Below are 14,479 nucleotides of genomic sequence, written 5' to 3'. Positions count from 1 at the left end.
GCCCGTTCCGGGCCATGCCTCCGGCGGGAGTATTTTTGAAAAGATGAATTAGGTCAAACGTTTGGGTCATAGTCGATTAGGCGTTTGCCGGGTTCGTCCGTGAAGAGTTCCGGCAACGGCGAGACGGCTTCGATCAGATCGATGCGGAAGACGCGGAAACCCTGGCGAAGTTCGCACCATGCGGTGAGGGTCCAGACGCGGCCCCAGTATTCCATGTGAAGTGGGCGGACGGTGCGTTCGGTCAGAACGCCGTCGATCCTGCGATAGTTCAAGAGCAGTTTCTGACGCGTTTTGATAGCCGCGCGGATCGGGGCCATATGTGCCAGGCCACGGGCGGCGTCGGCAAACGGGTAGACTGCGAACTTCCAGGCGTCCGCCTCGGCCACGACCTGTGTTGGCAATACGGCGTCGATCTTGTCGGCCAGCGTGTTCGCGGCGGCCTTCAGGTCCGGATCTGCGGCCTCTGCTACGATGGCCATGCCCAGGTTCAGCGCCTCAAGCTCGGCCGGGGTCAGGTTCAGCGGAGGCAGGGTGATTTGTTCGCGCACCATGTATCCAACGCCGCGTTCGCCTTCGACCGGAACACCCGAAGTGGCCAGCGTATCCATGTCGCGATAGATGGTGCGGACCGATACTTCGAGCCGGTCCGCAATGTCCTGCGCGCGATGCAGTTTTCCGTCGCGCAGGATCTGGATGATGTCGAACAGGCGATCCGTGCGGCGCATATTACGCCGACCGGTCCGCGCTTAGGCAGTCATATTCCATAACACGTTCTCGTGGCGCATCTGGATGCTTTCTGGGTTGATGGCGGCCATCAGCCCGGCGCAGAAGTCCTGCTGCGGGAATTGTGCGGCCGCGTCCTTGGCCGCCTTCATGTCTGTCCATACAACATAGTCTGTCCAACGCCCGTCTTCTCCCTGGCTCAACTGGCGATGGGCAAAGCCCGGTGCGCTGCGCACAAAGGCCTCTGAGGCTTGGCTGAGTTTCACAAACTCTTCCGGCGTAGTGCCATTGGAAAGGGTGAAGGTGACGATTTCAGCAACATGGGTCATTTGGGTCTCCGTTGACCGGGTTTCGATATCGTCTTCTTATCCATACCCAACTGACATAAACCTGTCAGTAGGAAAAGGCGAGCCCTTAGATTCTGCCGGATCACATCATTTTTTACCTTCAAACTGCGCTTGATCCCTTTTGAGGCAACGCATCCGGGCGTAAACACGAACCCAGTTCATATTCCCGGTGCGAAAGGGCGCCGATGAAAGAGGAGAAGTGACATGCTCAACAATATCGGCCTTCCCGGTCTTCTGCTGATCGCCGTTGTAGTTCTGGTTCTGTTTGGCCGCGGCAAGATCAGCTCGCTGATGGGCGAAGTTGGCAAAGGTATCACCGCGTTCAAAAAGGGCGTGAAGGATGGCACAGAAGAGCTGGAGCAGGACGCGTCCGAGCTGGCCAAAGACGTCACTCCTGAAACCGAGAAAGACAAGGCGTAAGCGCAGATGTTTGATCTGGGCTGGACCGAGCTTCTGGTCATCGGCATCGTTGCCCTGATCGTCGTGGGGCCAAAGGACTTGCCGGTGTTGTTCCGAAATGTCGGGCGTTTTGTCGGAAAGGCTCGCGGCATGGCCCGCGAGTTCAGCAGTGCCATGAACGAAGCTGCGGATCAGGCTGGCGTGAACGAGATCAAAAAGGGTCTCAACGCGGCGGCGAATCCGGTCGGTTCCGCAATGGACGGCGTAAAACAAGCCGCGCAGGATATGGCGAAAAGCATCGATCCCACCAAGTTCGATCCTGACAGCGAAACGGGTAAACTGGCCGCTGAGCGCGCTGAGCAGGCCAAGAAAATTCAGGCCACCACAGCACGCGCCGCTGCCGAACGCAAAGCCAAGGAAGCCGCCGACGCACTGGCCAAGGCGGAAGAGGCCGAAGCCGCGCTGAACACTGAAAGCAAAACATGAGCAAGACCGACGAGATCGAAGATACCTCGGCCCCGCTGATCGAACATCTGGCCGAGTTGCGCACGCGGTTGATTCACTGCGTGGTGGCCTTTCTGGTCGGGATGATCATCTGCTTTACCGTGGCCACGCCGCTTTTTAACTTTCTGACCAATCCCCTTTGCGAGGTGTTGACCGAGCGTGGACAGGATTGCGGCCTTATTTTCATCTCGCCACAAGAAGGTTTCTTTGTGGCCATCAAGGTCTCGTTGCTGGGCGGGTTCATTCTGGCGTTTCCCTATATCGGGATGCAGATGTGGCGCTTTGTGGCACCGGGTCTCTATAAGTCGGAAAAGAACGCGTTTTTGCCCTTCATGCTGGCCTCGCCCTTCATGTTCCTGTTGGGGGCAAGCTTTGCGTTCTATGTCGTCACACCATTGGCCTATGACTTCTTCCTGGGGTTCCAGCAATTCGGTGCGGAAGGTGAAGCCGTGGCAGATGGTGCAACCGCGGCACCTCTGAGCGTGGTGTTTCAGGGTTCGGCGCAAGAGTATCTGAATCTGACGATCAAGTTCATCGTGGCTTTCGGACTTTGCTTTCAATTGCCCGTTCTCCTAACCCTAATGGGAAAAGCGGGGCTGGTCAGTGCCGAAGGATTGGGCGCTGTGCGCAAGTATGCGGTTGTAGGCATTCTGGTGCTGGCGGCTATCGTCACGCCCCCCGACGTGATCACGCAGATCATTCTCTTTGTTGTGGTCTACGGGCTATACGAGATTTCGATCTTCCTGGTCGCTCGGGTCGAACGGAAGCGCGAAGAACAACTGCGTGCTGACGGGTATTACGATGATGAAGAGGCCGAAGCGGATGCCGAACATATGCAGGACTACGAAGAAAAACCGTAATCTATAGAAAACACTGAACAAGGCGCGCCAATCTCTGGCGCGCCTTTTTCGTTTCCACCTCTTGTTGCGCCGGATGGAACATGGTTTGAACACCAAAACGCCCGGAGGCCCCTATGGATGATCAAGCCCTGAACCGTATCGCTGATGCGCTGGACCGCATGGCACCGGCCCCGTTGGCCGCTCCGGATTTCGACGAAGCCCCTGCATTTGTCTGGCATGTGGAACCCGACCGGTTAGAGCCGGTGACGCAGGTCAACCGCGTCGATTTGGATTTGTTGGTCGGGATCAACCGGTCGCGCGACACTTTGCTTGATAACACGCGCCGCTTTGCTGCCGGATACAAAGCGAACAACGCATTGTTGTGGGGCGCGCGGGGGATGGGCAAGTCCAGCCTTGTCAAGGCAGTGCACGGAACCCTGCAATCGGACCATCCGGATTTGAAGCTGGTGGAATTGCAACGCGAGGATATGTCGTCGGTTGCTCGCCTTCTGAACCATCTTCGGGCCTCGCCGCACCGGTTCATCCTGTTCTGTGATGATCTGTCGTTCAGCCACGATGATCAGCATTATAAATCGCTCAAGGCCGTTCTGGACGGTGGCATCGAAGGTCGCCCGGAAAATGTCGTGTTCTACGCCACCTCGAATCGTCGTCACCTGATGCCTAGGGACATGATCGAAAACGAACGCTCCAGCGCCATTAACCCGTCCGAGGCGGTTGAGGAAAAGGTTTCACTGTCCGACCGTTTCGGGCTTTGGCTGGGTTTCCACCCCTGCGATCAGGACGAATACCTGGCCATGATTGACCGCTATTGCGCGGCCTATAGCGTATCAGTCGATGCAGATACCCTGAGGGCCGAAGCCATTGAATGGCAGGCCACGCGCGGCTCGCGCTCAGGCCGTGTTGCCTGGCAATTCTTCGTCGATTTGGCCGGGCGCAACGGTGTTCACATCGCCTGATCCCAGCTTCATCTGGCTAAAAATACCTCCGCCGGAGGCACGGCCCGTAAGGGCCATTTTCTATAGCAGCGCAAGAATGCGCGCTGCTTCACTTGCCGTGCTGTTTAACGCATCCCGGTCTTCTCCGGGATGAAACCTTGCACGTACAGCGGTGGGCATCGGTGCAGGTTCGACAATTGAAACGCGTGGACCGGTGCGTTCGGTTTCGGCTGCCCAGCTGCGGGCCAGAGCCATCTGAGCCGCCTTGGTGGCCCCATAGATGCCATAGAATTTTTCACCGGCTTTCGGGTCGTCAAAGAAGACCGCGTGGCCGTTTTCACCCAGCAGGGGCGTGACGTAGGAGATCAGAACCGAGGTCGCATTGGCGTTGGTGTTGACGGCCTTTGCCCACTCTTTCGGATCGATGAAATGAGCCGGTGTCAGGGCCGAGGTATGGATCGCCGTGTGCAACCACAGATCCACCTTGCCCCAACGGTCATGTATGCCCCTGCACAAGGTCGCCATGGCATTTGGATCGGTGATGTCCATGGGGGCCAGCGTCGCCGAACCACCCTTGGCTTTGATCCGGTCGTCCAACTCTTCCAGGCCGCCAGTGGTGCGGGCGACTGCAACAATGTGATACTCGGGCGTCAACGCTTCGGCGAGGGCAGCGCCCAACCCGCGAGAGGCCCCGGTGATAAGGGCGATTTTTGTCTGATCGGTCATGGCTGCGGTTTGAACCCCTGCGGGCGGGGCGTCAAGTCGCGATTAGCTGCCGGGAATGGTGATCCGCTTGGTCTGGCCGCTTTGTCGCAGCATGATGCCGTGTTCATCAATCGCAACCACCGTGCCCGAGGCAACACGGCTTCCGGTTTTCACCTCTTTCAAGCGGCCCGACGAAAGCCGCATAAGGGCCCGCAGGTCGGCCTTCGGTCCAAAGATCCCAAGAACCGACACGGAATTCTTCTTCATCGCGCCCCGCTGTGTGGCCGCGCTTTTGACTTTTGCGTTCGACATGATCTGCGGCTTGGACCGTAGCCCAAACCCCTTTTTAAGTGAGTGGTGCGGGCCTCGTATCAAAACCGGAAGGCAAGCAAAAGCGCATGACACACAGATGTCATCGAGACAAGGTCGCCCCGCGATAAAGCCCTTGAGATCACGCGGCATTCACCGTTGAGTTGTGGCAAAATCCCACTCATCACAACGGCCCGAACCGAACGCAGCCGTCACGTTCCGATAGCGAATCGTTCGCCCTTACCGGCGTGTGGTAAAGGTGAGCCCGTTCAGCCAGACGCCAGCTTAGCTGCGTTCCACGACCCGCCCGGAACCTGCATATCTGCACGTTTCTGGCTGACGCGGGTGCTGTTTTCCAGACTGTCCAGATAATCTTCGCTGACGCTGCCGGTGATGTAGTTTCCGTCAAAGCACGAACAGTCAAACGCTTCGATCTCGGGGTTGCCTTCTTTGGCAGCCCAGATCAGGTCATCCAGATGCTGATAGAACAGTGCGTCTGCGCCCAGTTCTTCGCGGATCTCCTCAATCTCTTTGCCGTTTGCGACCAGTTCGGCTTTGGTCGGCATGTCGATGCCATAGACATTGGGGTACTTCACCGGGGGCGAGGCGCTGGCGACATAGACTTTTTTGGCGCCAGCGTCGCGGCACATCTGAACGATCTTTTTGATGGTGTTGCCACGCACGATGGAATCGTCGATCAGCAAAACGCTGTGGCCGTCAAATTCCAGCGGAACGGCGTTCAATTTGCGGCGGACGGATTTCTGTCGCTCTGCCTGACCAGGCATGATGAAGGTGCGCCCGACATAGCGGTTTTTAACCAGACCTTCGCGATAGGGGATGCCTGTGATCTTTGCAGCTTCCAGCGCCACGGGGCGGGCACTGTCCGGCACCGGGATGATCCGGTCGATTTCCAGACCCGAGTCCTGAATCTGTTTGGCCAGTGTCTGACCCATGCGCATCTGGGTCTTGTAGACCGAGACCCCGTCCAGCAATGAATCCGGACGGGCAAGGTAGACATACTCAAAGATACAGGGCGTCAGTTTACCTTCGACGGCCTGAAACTCGTGCATGTTGCCGTCCAGATCGATTAGGATCGCTTCGCCCGGGCGCAGATCGCGCAGCTTCTCAAAGCCATTGATGCCAAAAGCCACATCTTCCGAGGCAAACGCATAGTCATCGCCTGCGCCGTCCACCGCGCGTTTCGCAACCGACAAGGGGCGAATGCCAAACGGATCGCGGAAGGCCAGCATCCCAACGCCTGCGACCAGACAGATCACAGAGTAAGCGCCCTGAACCCGTTCCATCGTCATCTTCACACCAGCAAACAGGTTGCGGATGGGTTCCGCATTGCCGTTTACCTTGATCGCGTCGGCCACTTTGTCGGCCAGAACGTTCAGCAGGATTTCAGAATCTGACGTCGTGCGCAGGTGACGGCTGTATTTGCCTGTAACTTTCTCGCGTTGCTCAGCGGTGTTGGTGATGTTGCCGTTGTGAACCAGATAGATGCCATAAGGCGCGTTCACAAAGAACGGCTGCGCCTCGGCCGCGCTGAGCGACCCTGCGGTGGGATAACGGACATGACCCATGCCGACATGGCCCAGAAGGGTTTCGGCGTCTTGTGCATTGAACACATCCTTGACCAGACCGTTGGCCTTCTTTTCCCGGAAAAACTCGCCATTGAAAGTCACGATCCCCGAGGCATCCTGACCCCGGTGCTGCAACATCAGCAGCCCGTCATAGATCTCGGCAAACACATCATGTGTCCGGCTTGCGATTCCCAAAATCCCACACATTTACGGGGCTCCAACTTCTATGACGATTTGACCAGAGGATTGACCGCTTTACGGCTTCGGACAATCTGTGACGCGTGCGCGGGTGTATTTGAGGCAGAAAAAAATGACGCCAATAGGGCGATCATCATCACGACCAGCGCGCATTCATACAGAAAGAACAAGATCGGTGGCTCCGATTCCGTGGCGGGTTGGCCTCCACATAAAGCCTAATGGCGTGGCTGTCATCAAAGGATCACATTCACCTATTGCCGCAGGCTGAAATTGTGCACAACGCCACATGTTCGGGAAACGGATGACATGTGCAGTCATATATGCTGTCATGCCTATGAATATGTGAAGTTCTGGATCGGAGAAACACCCAGAGGACCCGAATGTGGCAACATAAGTCTCAGCAAAAGAAACCGGAACGGGTGAAGCAACGGTGCCATCGATGCCGCGGCATGGGGCGCGCGCCCTGTCAGATCTGCAACGGCGCGGGCGAAGTTGTCAAAAGCCGCGATATTCTGGGCAAGCCCATCTCCAGCCGGTGCGATGGGTGTTTCGGATTAAAAACGATCAAATGCACTGTTTGCGGTGGCGAAGGTTTCACCTGATCCACAAGAAAAAAGCCCGGTCAGAGCCGGGCTTTCGATGAATTATGGATTGCGAGGCGTTTAGCCGTCCGCCGGTGCAGTGGTCGCAGGTTGGGCGTTATCTGCGGTGCAGCTGGCCACCAGCTCTTCATATTGTGCTGTAACCCAGCCCAAAGCTGCCTCGGGGTTTTGCTCTTCGATCTGACCGCTGAATTGTTCAAACACCTTGGCCGAGCGGCTTTCGTCGACGATCGTGTAAGACTGACCCGTCATCACGGTGTCGTAGACAAAGAAGGCAATCGCAACCAGCAGAATGCCACGCGCGATGCCGAAGAACAGACCAAGCGCCTGATCCAGACCGCCCAGGGCCGAGCGTTGCACCAGTGATGAAAACAACGGTGTAAAGATGCTGACCACGATCAGAGCGATTGCGAATACGGCAGCAAAGCCGGTGATGACCGAAAGCTCGCAACTGTCGCGCAGGAAGTCGCCGACAACGGGGATTTCCTTGACCAGTGGGACGGCCTGCGGAGCAAAGATAAACGCCAGAACAGCCGCTGCGACCCAGCCTGCGATCGCCAGAACTTCGCGCATGAAACCACGTGAGTAGGCCAACAAGCCCGACACCACGATGACGAGGGCAACGACCCCGTCAATTATTGTAAAACCTTCCATGGCCCTCGCCTGTTCGTTTTCTGCCCCTCAAGGCGCGACTTTAACCTGCTCCGAAGGTTTCGCCAACAAACCCAACCAAATCAGAGGGTCGGGTGAGTGACAGACCTGCCACAGTGCCGGTTTTGCCACCTGCCGGAGCAATTGCCGCTGTGAAACCAAGTTTTTGAGCTTCTTTCAACCTGTTTTCTGTCTGTGGGGCAGGTCTAAGTGCCCCGGATAGCGAGATTTCTCCGAAAACAACGGTGTCGGCGGGCAGGGCGGTGTCTTCGCGCGCGCTGAGTAACGCAGCGGCAACCGCGAGGTCTGCGGCGGGTTCGCTGACCTTCAGCCCTCCGGCAACGTTCAGATAGACATCGAGCCCGGCAAAGGGGATTCCGCAGCGCGCCTCAAGCACGGCAAGGATCATGGCCAGCCGCCCGCTGTCCCATCCAACGACCGTGCGGCGGGGCTGGGAATGGGGCGACGGGGCAACCAGCGCCTGCAATTCGACCAGAACAGGGCGGGTGCCTTCAATGCCTGCAAAGACGGCCGAACCGGGGCTGGGCGTGCCGCGTTCCGACAGGAACAGGGCCGAAGGGTTCGTGACCTGCGCCAGCCCTTTACCCGTCATCTCGAACACACCGATCTCATCAGCTGGGCCAAAGCGGTTCTTGACCGCGCGCAGGATGCGGAACTGGTGGCCGCGCTCGCCTTCGAAATAGAGCACGGTATCGACCATATGTTCGACCACGCGGGGACCGGCAATCTGACCTTCCTTGGTGACATGGCCGACCATGACAATCGAAACGCCATGTCGTTTCGCAAATGTGGTCAATTCATGGGCTGCGGCCCGGACTTGTGACACCGATCCGGGCGCGCTGTCCACATTGTCGGCCCACATGGTCTGGATCGAGTCGATGATCGCCAGACCGGGCTTTTCAGCCTCAAGCGTTGTGAGGATGTCGCGCAGGTTGGTCTCTGCGGCCAGTTGGACAGGCGCGTCCTCAAGCCCCAGACGGCGTGCACGCATCCGGACCTGAGCGCTGGCTTCCTCGCCCGAGACATAGATGGTTTTGACACCAGCACGCGCGAACCGAGCAGCAGCCTGCAACAGCAGCGTGGATTTACCGATACCCGGATCCCCGCCCACCAGAAGGGCAGAGGCCGGGACCAGACCACCGCCCAACACCCGGTCAAGTTCTTCAACGCCGCAAAGGGTGCGGGGCGGCGGGGTTTCCTCGGTCGACAAATCCGTGAGTGCAATGGACTGGCCGCGTTTGCCGCCGAGGGATTTTTTGGTCGGGCCAGCCGAAAGGGGCACGTCCTGAACGATAGTGTTCCATTCGCCGCAGGCATCGCAGCGTCCGGACCACCGCGTATGTGTTGCTCCGCAGGCCGAGCAGGAGAAAGAAGTCGTTTTTGCCATGCGGCCTTTGGTGCCCGAGCTTGGGCGGTTCTTCAAGCCCTTGCGGGCTTTCCTCACCGCCGGTGGCGCGCTGCGGCCTCAGGCCCGGATGGGCCATCGCCCACAGCGGGCGCTGACGCGCCTATTCCGCCGCCCGAGGGGGGGACATCGCAACCACGCTGGACGCCTTTGAGGTGCTGTCTTTGCGCGGTGTCTGCAACTGAGTCGACAGTTCGGGCAGAAGCTCGAATAGTTCATCGCGCAGGCGTGCCAGTTGCGACTTGGCGATGGTCTCTTCCATTTCCACATCGCGCGTCCATTGGCGCAATTCGTTCTGGATGACCTGAGCCTCTTCCAAACGCTGCTGGAACAGCTCAATTTCCTCCTGCCGTTGTTGCAGGAACATCTGCGCCCGTTCGACCCGTGCGTCTCCATAGGTTTCGGCCAATTCCTGGCTGATCTGGCTCATCTGCGCGGCCAGTTCCAAAATCTCAGGTTCCAGCGATTGCAGGTCAGGGTGCTGGCGTAGAAACGCCATACGCTCTTTGACCGCGTCGAACTCTGAGGACATCATGAACAGCCCGCCTCGGTCGGCGGCGTGGGCCATCTGATACGCGTTCGCGATGTCATACATGTTGAGGGCAAATTTGCGATGGTTGTTTTCCAACGCCATCATTCGCGCATTTGCTGGCAGATAAAACGCCAACATGAGAATCAGTGCGGTCAGCCCGATCTGGATGAACATCCCGGCATCTGTCGCCGGTCTGTTGCCGAATCCGGCCTGCATCGAAAGCCAGGGCAACACGCCCAAAGCGGATAAAATCGTGGTTGCAACGGCCAGCAGGGCCGCCATGCAGATCAGTAAAAAAGTCAATCTTAAAAAGGCATTCTGACATTGCAATGTGATGTTTTGGAGGGCGGCCATGATCGTCGAACTCCTTTTTCAAACCGGAACACACCGGGCCGAAGCGGAGGAAGATCAAACAACTTAGGGCGATCCGCTGCGGACCCGAAAACTACAAATCTTAACTGCTCGAAATATAAAGATGATACTTAGATATGTGTTTTCAATCAATTAGGTCTGAGCTTTTCGTGAACCAGATGTCATCTCTGTAATATGACCCAGTGCGATCGAAGCCAGAATGCAGGCCGTGAACAGATAAAGGCCCCATGCGGTTTCGATGGTGGCGTAAGAGACGCCCTTGGCCAAAGTGATGTAAAGCGCGATCAGGAAAATGTCGGCCATGGCCAGTTTGCCAAGGATGTTGAGCGCAGGCTGGACGCGCGCGTCCAGCAGGTTCCATTGGATCAGTGCGGTGCCGATGGTTTTGATGTAGGGGGCAAAGAGCGCGAAGATGGTGACAATCAGCGCAAGGAAGATGTCGGATTTCCACAAGGACTGGAGCCCGGTGATGACGCTGATTTCGCTGAGGCCAAAGATCGGCAGGAACCCCGCGCGCATCAGCGGGGCGAACCACGCGATGGGGTAGAGGATCAGGAGCGAGAGGGTGGCGAGGCGGAGCATTAGCATACAATTCTGAAAGTAGACTAGGAAGCGTGAACCAACCAAACCGACAACAACCAAAGAAGAATGGCGGAAAGGCTCTTTCCTGGGTTTACTCCTAGCAAAAAGCAGCGACATAGCAGGAATAAAACTGCTGCTGAAAGAGAATATGTGGTAGCCCTGAAGAGTTCCAACCATTTAATGTCAAATGGTGGGGTGATACGAGCGAGCCAAGTATTTCCGGGCAATGAAATTGCGAACGCGAACCAAAGCACGCACCAAAAGAATGCCAACATGCACAAACGAAACAACCATCGGCCAAGGTCTTTTTGGTCTGTTTCGTTAACGATTTGTGCTGCTGTTGCGATTGAAAAACCTATTGCTAAAAGCGGCAACACAAAAAGGACTACAGCGGCCATAGCCATCACCGAACCGCCTCAATCGGCCCTTCCGCGCTTCCGCTGATGAACTGCTCCACATAAGGATCACCCGAGGCATCCATCTGCCCGACGGGACCGGTCCACTGGATGACACCTCCGTGCAGCATGGCGACGTTGTCGGCAATCGCGCGGACCGAGCTCATGTCGTGGGTGATGGTCATCGCGGTGGCGCCCATCTCGGTCACGATTTCGCGGATCAGGTCATTGATGACGCCGGACATGATCGGGTCAAGGCCGGTGGTGGGTTCGTCGAAAAAGATGATCTCGGGCTCGGCGGCGATGGCGCGGGCAAGACCCACACGTTTTTGCATCCCGCCCGACAGCTCGGCCGGAAAGCGGTCGGCCACGTCGGATTTCAGGCCCACGCGGCGCAGTTTTTCGATGGCGATTTCGCGCGCTTCTTCGGTCGGACGTTTCAGAGACCCACGCAGCAGGCGGAAGGCGACGTTTTGCCAGACGGTCAGTGAATCAAACAGCGCCGCGCCCTGAAACAGCATCCCGAAGCGGGCCAGAAACGCATCCCGGTCGCCCTTGCTGGCGTCTTTGCCGTCCACATAGATCATGCCGCTGTCGGGGTGGATCAGGCCAAGGATACATTTCAGCGCCACCGACTTCCCGGTCCCCGACCCACCGATGATGACCATCGAAGTGCCCTTGGGGATCTCAAGGTTAAGACCTTGCAATACGTGGTTGTCGCCAAAGGCTTTATGTACGTTCTCCATCCGGATCATAGCGAGAAGAATACCCCTGTGAGAACGAAGTTTGCGGCCAGGATCAGGACGGCTGCGGCCTCGACCGAGCCTTTTGTGGCGCGGCCCACGCCCTGTGCACCGCGACCAGAGTTCATGCCATAGTAACAGCCCATGATCGCCGCGATCAGGCCAAAGGCCGCGCCTTTGACCAGCGATGAGACGATGTCGCGGGTTTCAAGGAAATCCACGGTGTTCTTCAGATAAGCCGCCGGGTTGAAGCCCAGGTTTTGAGTGGCAACCGTGTAGCCTCCGGCAATGCCGATGATGTCACCCACCGCGACCAGGGCAGGCACGGTGATCAGCGCAGCCAAGACACGCGGGGCGGTCAGGTATTTCATCGGGTGGGTCGACAGCGTGACCAATGCGTCGATCTGCTCGGTCACTTTCATCGTGGCAATCTCGGCCGCGATGGACGAGGTCACGCGGGCGGCAATCATCAGGCCGACCAGCACCGGGCCCAGCTCCCGCACCATGCCAATGGCGACGATTTGGGGCACCACCGCTTCGGCGTTGAAACGCGCACCGCCGGCGTAGATCTGCAGCGCCAATGCACCACCGGTGAAGATCGCGGTCAGGCCAACCACGGGCAGGGACAACCAGCCGATGTTCAGCAGCGCCATGCCAAATTCGCGCGGATAAAAAGGTGGGCGCAGAATGTGCGAGATGGCATCAAGCGCAAACAATGCGACACGGCCAAAGGCCGCCATCAGGCTCAGCACAGCACGGCCCAGCCCCCCAAGCGCGGCGATCGGGTTCATTCCACATAGCCTCGCGAATAGCGATTGCCCAAGGATGTCAGGATCTCATACCCAATCGTTCCGGCAGCTTCTGCCAGATCGTCGACGGTCTGATGGCCGTTGAGAATACGCAGGCGTTCCGGGTCATGGGGCAGATCGGTGACGTCCACAGTGATCAGGTCCATCGAAATCCGACCAACCACCGGGCAGGGCTGGTTTCCGGCAAACGTGTCAATCCCACCACCGATGGCGCGATGCAGGCCATCCGCATACCCAGCCGCAACGGTGGCGATACGCGACGGGCGACGCGCCACCCAGCTGTTGCCGTAACCAACCGTTTCACCGACCTCCAGTTTACGCACCTGGATGACGGGCAGATCGACGGTGACAACCGGTTTGGCACCGGCAAAGGGCAGGCCACCATAGAGACCGATGCCCGGACGGCAGAAATCGAAATGGAATTCCGGCCCCAGAAAGGTGCCCCCGGTTGCGGCCAGCGAACGCGGTGCGGTGACGCCTTCGGTCATCTCGCGAAAGGTCTTGAGCTGCTGCTGGTTCATCGGGTGATCCGGCTCGTCGGAACAGGCCAGATGAGACATGACCACCGCCGGATTCATGGCCTCGGCCTTTGGACGCAGTTCCGCCCAGTCGGCGGGCTCCAGCCCCAGACGGTTCATGCCGCTGTCCAGCTGAATGCCAAATGCGTGATCGGGCAGGGCTTGTTCGTGGCGCTTAAACTGCTCAGCCGAGTTGATCAGCGGTGTCAGGTCATGCGCGCGCAGCAGATCTGTGTCACCTTCCATATGCCCGGAAAAGACACCGATCATAGGGCCAGGTCCCACGGCCTCTCGCACGGCGGCACCTTCTTCGGCGGCAGCGACAAAGAACTTGCGAACGCCTTCTTCTGCCAGCATATCGCTGACCGGCCCGGCCCCCAGTCCATAAGCATCGGCCTTGACCACGGCCCCGGTCTCAACCCCGGTCTTCGCATCAAGCGCCCGCCAGTTGCTGGCCAGCGCCTGAAGATTGATCGTCAAACGTGCAGTACTCATGGCACTGTTCATGACATTGCGCCGTCCAAGGTCAAGAGGGAATGGTGCATTTCCGTAGCGTATTGCGTTGCCACGTTGCCGCAATCGACGAAAAGCGCCGAAAACCAAGACATTTTGGCGGTTTGTCGCTGTGCAGGATCTGTTTTGTGATTGTCCTCACATTGGTGTTAAAACGATTTTGTGGGTGTGATCGTTCCATCGCAACTCATTCGAGACAGTGGCAATAGGAGTGCGGAAATCATGGAGTTTTCGACGGGGCTAACACTGGATACTTCTTCTGTGGTCCAGCTGTTTGCTGATGTTTTTTCAGCATCTGAAGGAGAGGGCGAAGGCGCGGTGATCGGTGCCTTTGTGCAAGACCTGATCGAAACCACCCCACCTGAGGATCTGGTGGTGTGCACAGCACATCGCGATAACATGCTGCTGGGGTGCGCTATCTTTTCTCGGGTCGTGTATCCACAGGATACGCGTTCTGTGTTCATTCTGTCGCCGATGGCCGTCAGGACCGACAGCCAGAAAACCGGTGTTGGCCAAGCGTTGATTTCCTACGGTCTGGACCAACTGCGGGCCTTGGATGTGGATGTGGCTCTGACCTACGGTGATCCGGGGTACTATTGTAAAACGGGGTTCAAGCAGATTGCTGAGGACACTGCTCAGCCGCCGCTTTCTCTGAGCCATCCGCACGGATGGTTGGGGCAGGCGTTGAATGCCCAGGAGCTGACCTCACTGACAGGCCCGTCGCGTTGCGTGGCTGCATTGAATAATCCAACACTTTGGTGACTTGCCAT

Annotated in this window: 18 protein-coding genes; 5 read left to right on the top strand and 13 right to left on the bottom strand. The window is 57.8% G+C overall.

Translation table 11 applies throughout. The features are described from left to right. Window positions 1–53 precede the first annotated feature (53 nt). Both AC2FNU_RS00905 and AC2FNU_RS00900 read right to left on the bottom strand, forming a co-directional pair. Window positions 54–725, bottom strand: a complete 672-nt coding sequence (locus AC2FNU_RS00905; protein WP_496784269.1) for a helix-turn-helix transcriptional regulator — start codon at window positions 723–725, stop codon at window positions 54–56. A 21-nt stretch (window positions 726–746) separates the two neighbouring features. Then, window positions 747–1,052 carry a hypothetical protein gene (locus AC2FNU_RS00900; RefSeq protein ID WP_496784268.1) on the bottom strand — a complete coding sequence of 102 codons (306 nt, stop codon included), beginning with the start codon at window positions 1,050–1,052 and terminating at the stop codon, window positions 747–749. Between the two features lie 222 nt (window positions 1,053–1,274). Between AC2FNU_RS00900 and AC2FNU_RS00895 the strand changes: the two genes are divergently transcribed. From AC2FNU_RS00895 to AC2FNU_RS00880, 4 genes are all read left to right on the top strand, one after another. Continuing rightward, window positions 1,275–1,490: a twin-arginine translocase TatA/TatE family subunit gene (locus AC2FNU_RS00895; RefSeq protein WP_496784267.1), complete on the top strand. Its 216-nt coding sequence runs from the start codon at window positions 1,275–1,277 to the stop codon at window positions 1,488–1,490. 6 nt (window positions 1,491–1,496) lie between these two features. Then, window positions 1,497–1,955 (top strand): Sec-independent protein translocase protein TatB, encoded by a 459-nt coding sequence (tatB, locus tag AC2FNU_RS00890; RefSeq protein WP_496784266.1) that lies wholly within the window; start codon window positions 1,497–1,499, stop codon window positions 1,953–1,955. Then, window positions 1,952–2,833: a twin-arginine translocase subunit TatC gene (gene tatC, locus AC2FNU_RS00885; RefSeq protein ID WP_496784265.1), complete on the top strand. Its 882-nt coding sequence runs from the start codon at window positions 1,952–1,954 to the stop codon at window positions 2,831–2,833. The genes tatB and tatC overlap by 4 nt, the downstream gene beginning before the upstream one ends. A gap of 113 nt (window positions 2,834–2,946) precedes the next feature. Beyond that, window positions 2,947–3,789: an ATP-binding protein gene (locus tag AC2FNU_RS00880; protein WP_496784264.1), complete on the top strand. Its 843-nt coding sequence runs from the start codon at window positions 2,947–2,949 to the stop codon at window positions 3,787–3,789. Window positions 3,790–3,849: 60 nt separating this feature from the next. Here the strand turns inward: AC2FNU_RS00880 and AC2FNU_RS00875 are convergent, their stop codons facing one another. From AC2FNU_RS00875 to alr, 11 genes are all read right to left on the bottom strand, one after another. Further along, a complete protein-coding gene (locus AC2FNU_RS00875; protein ID WP_496784263.1) occupies window positions 3,850–4,494 on the bottom strand; it encodes an SDR family NAD(P)-dependent oxidoreductase in 645 nt (214 codons plus the stop codon). A gap of 42 nt (window positions 4,495–4,536) precedes the next feature. Beyond that, complete coding sequence (locus tag AC2FNU_RS00870) at window positions 4,537–4,785, bottom strand: hypothetical protein (protein WP_496784262.1); 249 nt, start codon at window positions 4,783–4,785, stop codon at window positions 4,537–4,539. 266 nt (window positions 4,786–5,051) lie between these two features. After that, window positions 5,052–6,575 carry an amidophosphoribosyltransferase gene (purF, locus tag AC2FNU_RS00865; RefSeq protein ID WP_496784261.1) on the bottom strand — a complete coding sequence of 508 codons (1,524 nt, stop codon included), beginning with the start codon at window positions 6,573–6,575 and terminating at the stop codon, window positions 5,052–5,054. 653 nt (window positions 6,576–7,228) lie between these two features. Next, window positions 7,229–7,822, bottom strand: coding sequence for a CvpA family protein (locus AC2FNU_RS00860; RefSeq protein ID WP_480799744.1), 594 nt, complete (start codon window positions 7,820–7,822; stop codon window positions 7,229–7,231). 40 nt (window positions 7,823–7,862) lie between these two features. Further along, entirely contained in the window at window positions 7,863–9,227 is a 1,365-nt protein-coding gene (radA, locus tag AC2FNU_RS00855; protein ID WP_496784259.1) for a DNA repair protein RadA, read from the bottom strand. 121 nt (window positions 9,228–9,348) lie between these two features. Continuing rightward, a complete protein-coding gene (locus AC2FNU_RS00850) occupies window positions 9,349–10,131 on the bottom strand; it encodes a DNA repair protein (protein WP_496784258.1) in 783 nt (260 codons plus the stop codon). A 150-nt stretch (window positions 10,132–10,281) separates the two neighbouring features. Next, window positions 10,282–10,737: a paraquat-inducible protein A gene (locus tag AC2FNU_RS00845; RefSeq protein WP_496784257.1), complete on the bottom strand. Its 456-nt coding sequence runs from the start codon at window positions 10,735–10,737 to the stop codon at window positions 10,282–10,284. A gap of 17 nt (window positions 10,738–10,754) precedes the next feature. Beyond that, window positions 10,755–11,135 (bottom strand): hypothetical protein, encoded by a 381-nt coding sequence (locus tag AC2FNU_RS00840; RefSeq protein ID WP_496784256.1) that lies wholly within the window; start codon window positions 11,133–11,135, stop codon window positions 10,755–10,757. Next, window positions 11,135–11,881 carry an ABC transporter ATP-binding protein gene (locus AC2FNU_RS00835; RefSeq protein WP_171237694.1) on the bottom strand — a complete coding sequence of 249 codons (747 nt, stop codon included), beginning with the start codon at window positions 11,879–11,881 and terminating at the stop codon, window positions 11,135–11,137. The genes AC2FNU_RS00840 and AC2FNU_RS00835 overlap by 1 nt, the downstream gene beginning before the upstream one ends. Continuing rightward, window positions 11,878–12,660 carry an MlaE family ABC transporter permease gene (locus AC2FNU_RS00830; RefSeq protein WP_480799739.1) on the bottom strand — a complete coding sequence of 261 codons (783 nt, stop codon included), beginning with the start codon at window positions 12,658–12,660 and terminating at the stop codon, window positions 11,878–11,880. Before AC2FNU_RS00830 ends, AC2FNU_RS00835 begins: the two co-directional genes overlap by 4 nt. After that, complete coding sequence (gene alr / locus AC2FNU_RS00825; RefSeq protein WP_496784254.1) at window positions 12,657–13,691, bottom strand: alanine racemase; 1,035 nt, start codon at window positions 13,689–13,691, stop codon at window positions 12,657–12,659. The genes AC2FNU_RS00830 and alr overlap by 4 nt, the downstream gene beginning before the upstream one ends. 240 nt (window positions 13,692–13,931) lie before the next feature. Here alr and AC2FNU_RS00820 point away from each other — a divergent pair, with 240 nt between their 5' ends. Further along, window positions 13,932–14,471, top strand: a complete 540-nt coding sequence (locus AC2FNU_RS00820; RefSeq protein ID WP_496784253.1) for a GNAT family N-acetyltransferase — start codon at window positions 13,932–13,934, stop codon at window positions 14,469–14,471. The last annotated feature ends 8 nt before the right edge of the window (window positions 14,472–14,479 follow it).

The organism is Ruegeria sp. BHSB064 (genome assembly GCF_059613205.1).
This window is presented reverse-complemented; position numbering and strand designations above follow the sequence as displayed.

Excerpts from the sequence above, each read along its gene's own strand:
- AC2FNU_RS00905 (WP_496784269.1), bottom strand. The coding sequence starts at position 725 with ATGCGCCGCACGGATCGCCTGTTCGACATCATCCAGATCCTGCGCGAC.
- tatB (WP_496784266.1), top strand. The coding sequence starts at position 1,497 with ATGTTTGATCTGGGCTGGACCGAGCTTCTGGTCATCGGCATCGTTGCC.
- AC2FNU_RS00860 (WP_480799744.1), bottom strand. The coding sequence starts at position 7,822 with ATGGAAGGTTTTACAATAATTGACGGGGTCGTTGCCCTCGTCATCGTG.
- AC2FNU_RS00870 (WP_496784262.1), bottom strand. The coding sequence starts at position 4,785 with ATGTCGAACGCAAAAGTCAAAAGCGCGGCCACACAGCGGGGCGCGATG.
- AC2FNU_RS00900 (WP_496784268.1), bottom strand. The coding sequence starts at position 1,052 with ATGACCCATGTTGCTGAAATCGTCACCTTCACCCTTTCCAATGGCACT.
- AC2FNU_RS00830 (WP_480799739.1), bottom strand. The coding sequence starts at position 12,660 with ATGAACCCGATCGCCGCGCTTGGGGGGCTGGGCCGTGCTGTGCTGAGC.
- AC2FNU_RS00820 (WP_496784253.1), top strand. The coding sequence starts at position 13,932 with ATGGAGTTTTCGACGGGGCTAACACTGGATACTTCTTCTGTGGTCCAG.
- radA (WP_496784259.1), bottom strand. The coding sequence starts at position 9,227 with ATGGCAAAAACGACTTCTTTCTCCTGCTCGGCCTGCGGAGCAACACAT.
- AC2FNU_RS00880 (WP_496784264.1), top strand. The coding sequence starts at position 2,947 with ATGGATGATCAAGCCCTGAACCGTATCGCTGATGCGCTGGACCGCATG.
- AC2FNU_RS00850 (WP_496784258.1), bottom strand. The coding sequence starts at position 10,131 with ATGGCCGCCCTCCAAAACATCACATTGCAATGTCAGAATGCCTTTTTA.
- AC2FNU_RS00895 (WP_496784267.1), top strand. The coding sequence starts at position 1,275 with ATGCTCAACAATATCGGCCTTCCCGGTCTTCTGCTGATCGCCGTTGTA.
- tatC (WP_496784265.1), top strand. The coding sequence starts at position 1,952 with ATGAGCAAGACCGACGAGATCGAAGATACCTCGGCCCCGCTGATCGAA.
- AC2FNU_RS00835 (WP_171237694.1), bottom strand. The coding sequence starts at position 11,881 with ATGATCCGGATGGAGAACGTACATAAAGCCTTTGGCGACAACCACGTA.
- AC2FNU_RS00845 (WP_496784257.1), bottom strand. The coding sequence starts at position 10,737 with ATGCTAATGCTCCGCCTCGCCACCCTCTCGCTCCTGATCCTCTACCCC.
- AC2FNU_RS00840 (WP_496784256.1), bottom strand. The coding sequence starts at position 11,135 with ATGGCTATGGCCGCTGTAGTCCTTTTTGTGTTGCCGCTTTTAGCAATA.
- AC2FNU_RS00875 (WP_496784263.1), bottom strand. The coding sequence starts at position 4,494 with ATGACCGATCAGACAAAAATCGCCCTTATCACCGGGGCCTCTCGCGGG.
- alr (WP_496784254.1), bottom strand. The coding sequence starts at position 13,691 with ATGAGTACTGCACGTTTGACGATCAATCTTCAGGCGCTGGCCAGCAAC.
- purF (WP_496784261.1), bottom strand. The coding sequence starts at position 6,575 with ATGTGTGGGATTTTGGGAATCGCAAGCCGGACACATGATGTGTTTGCC.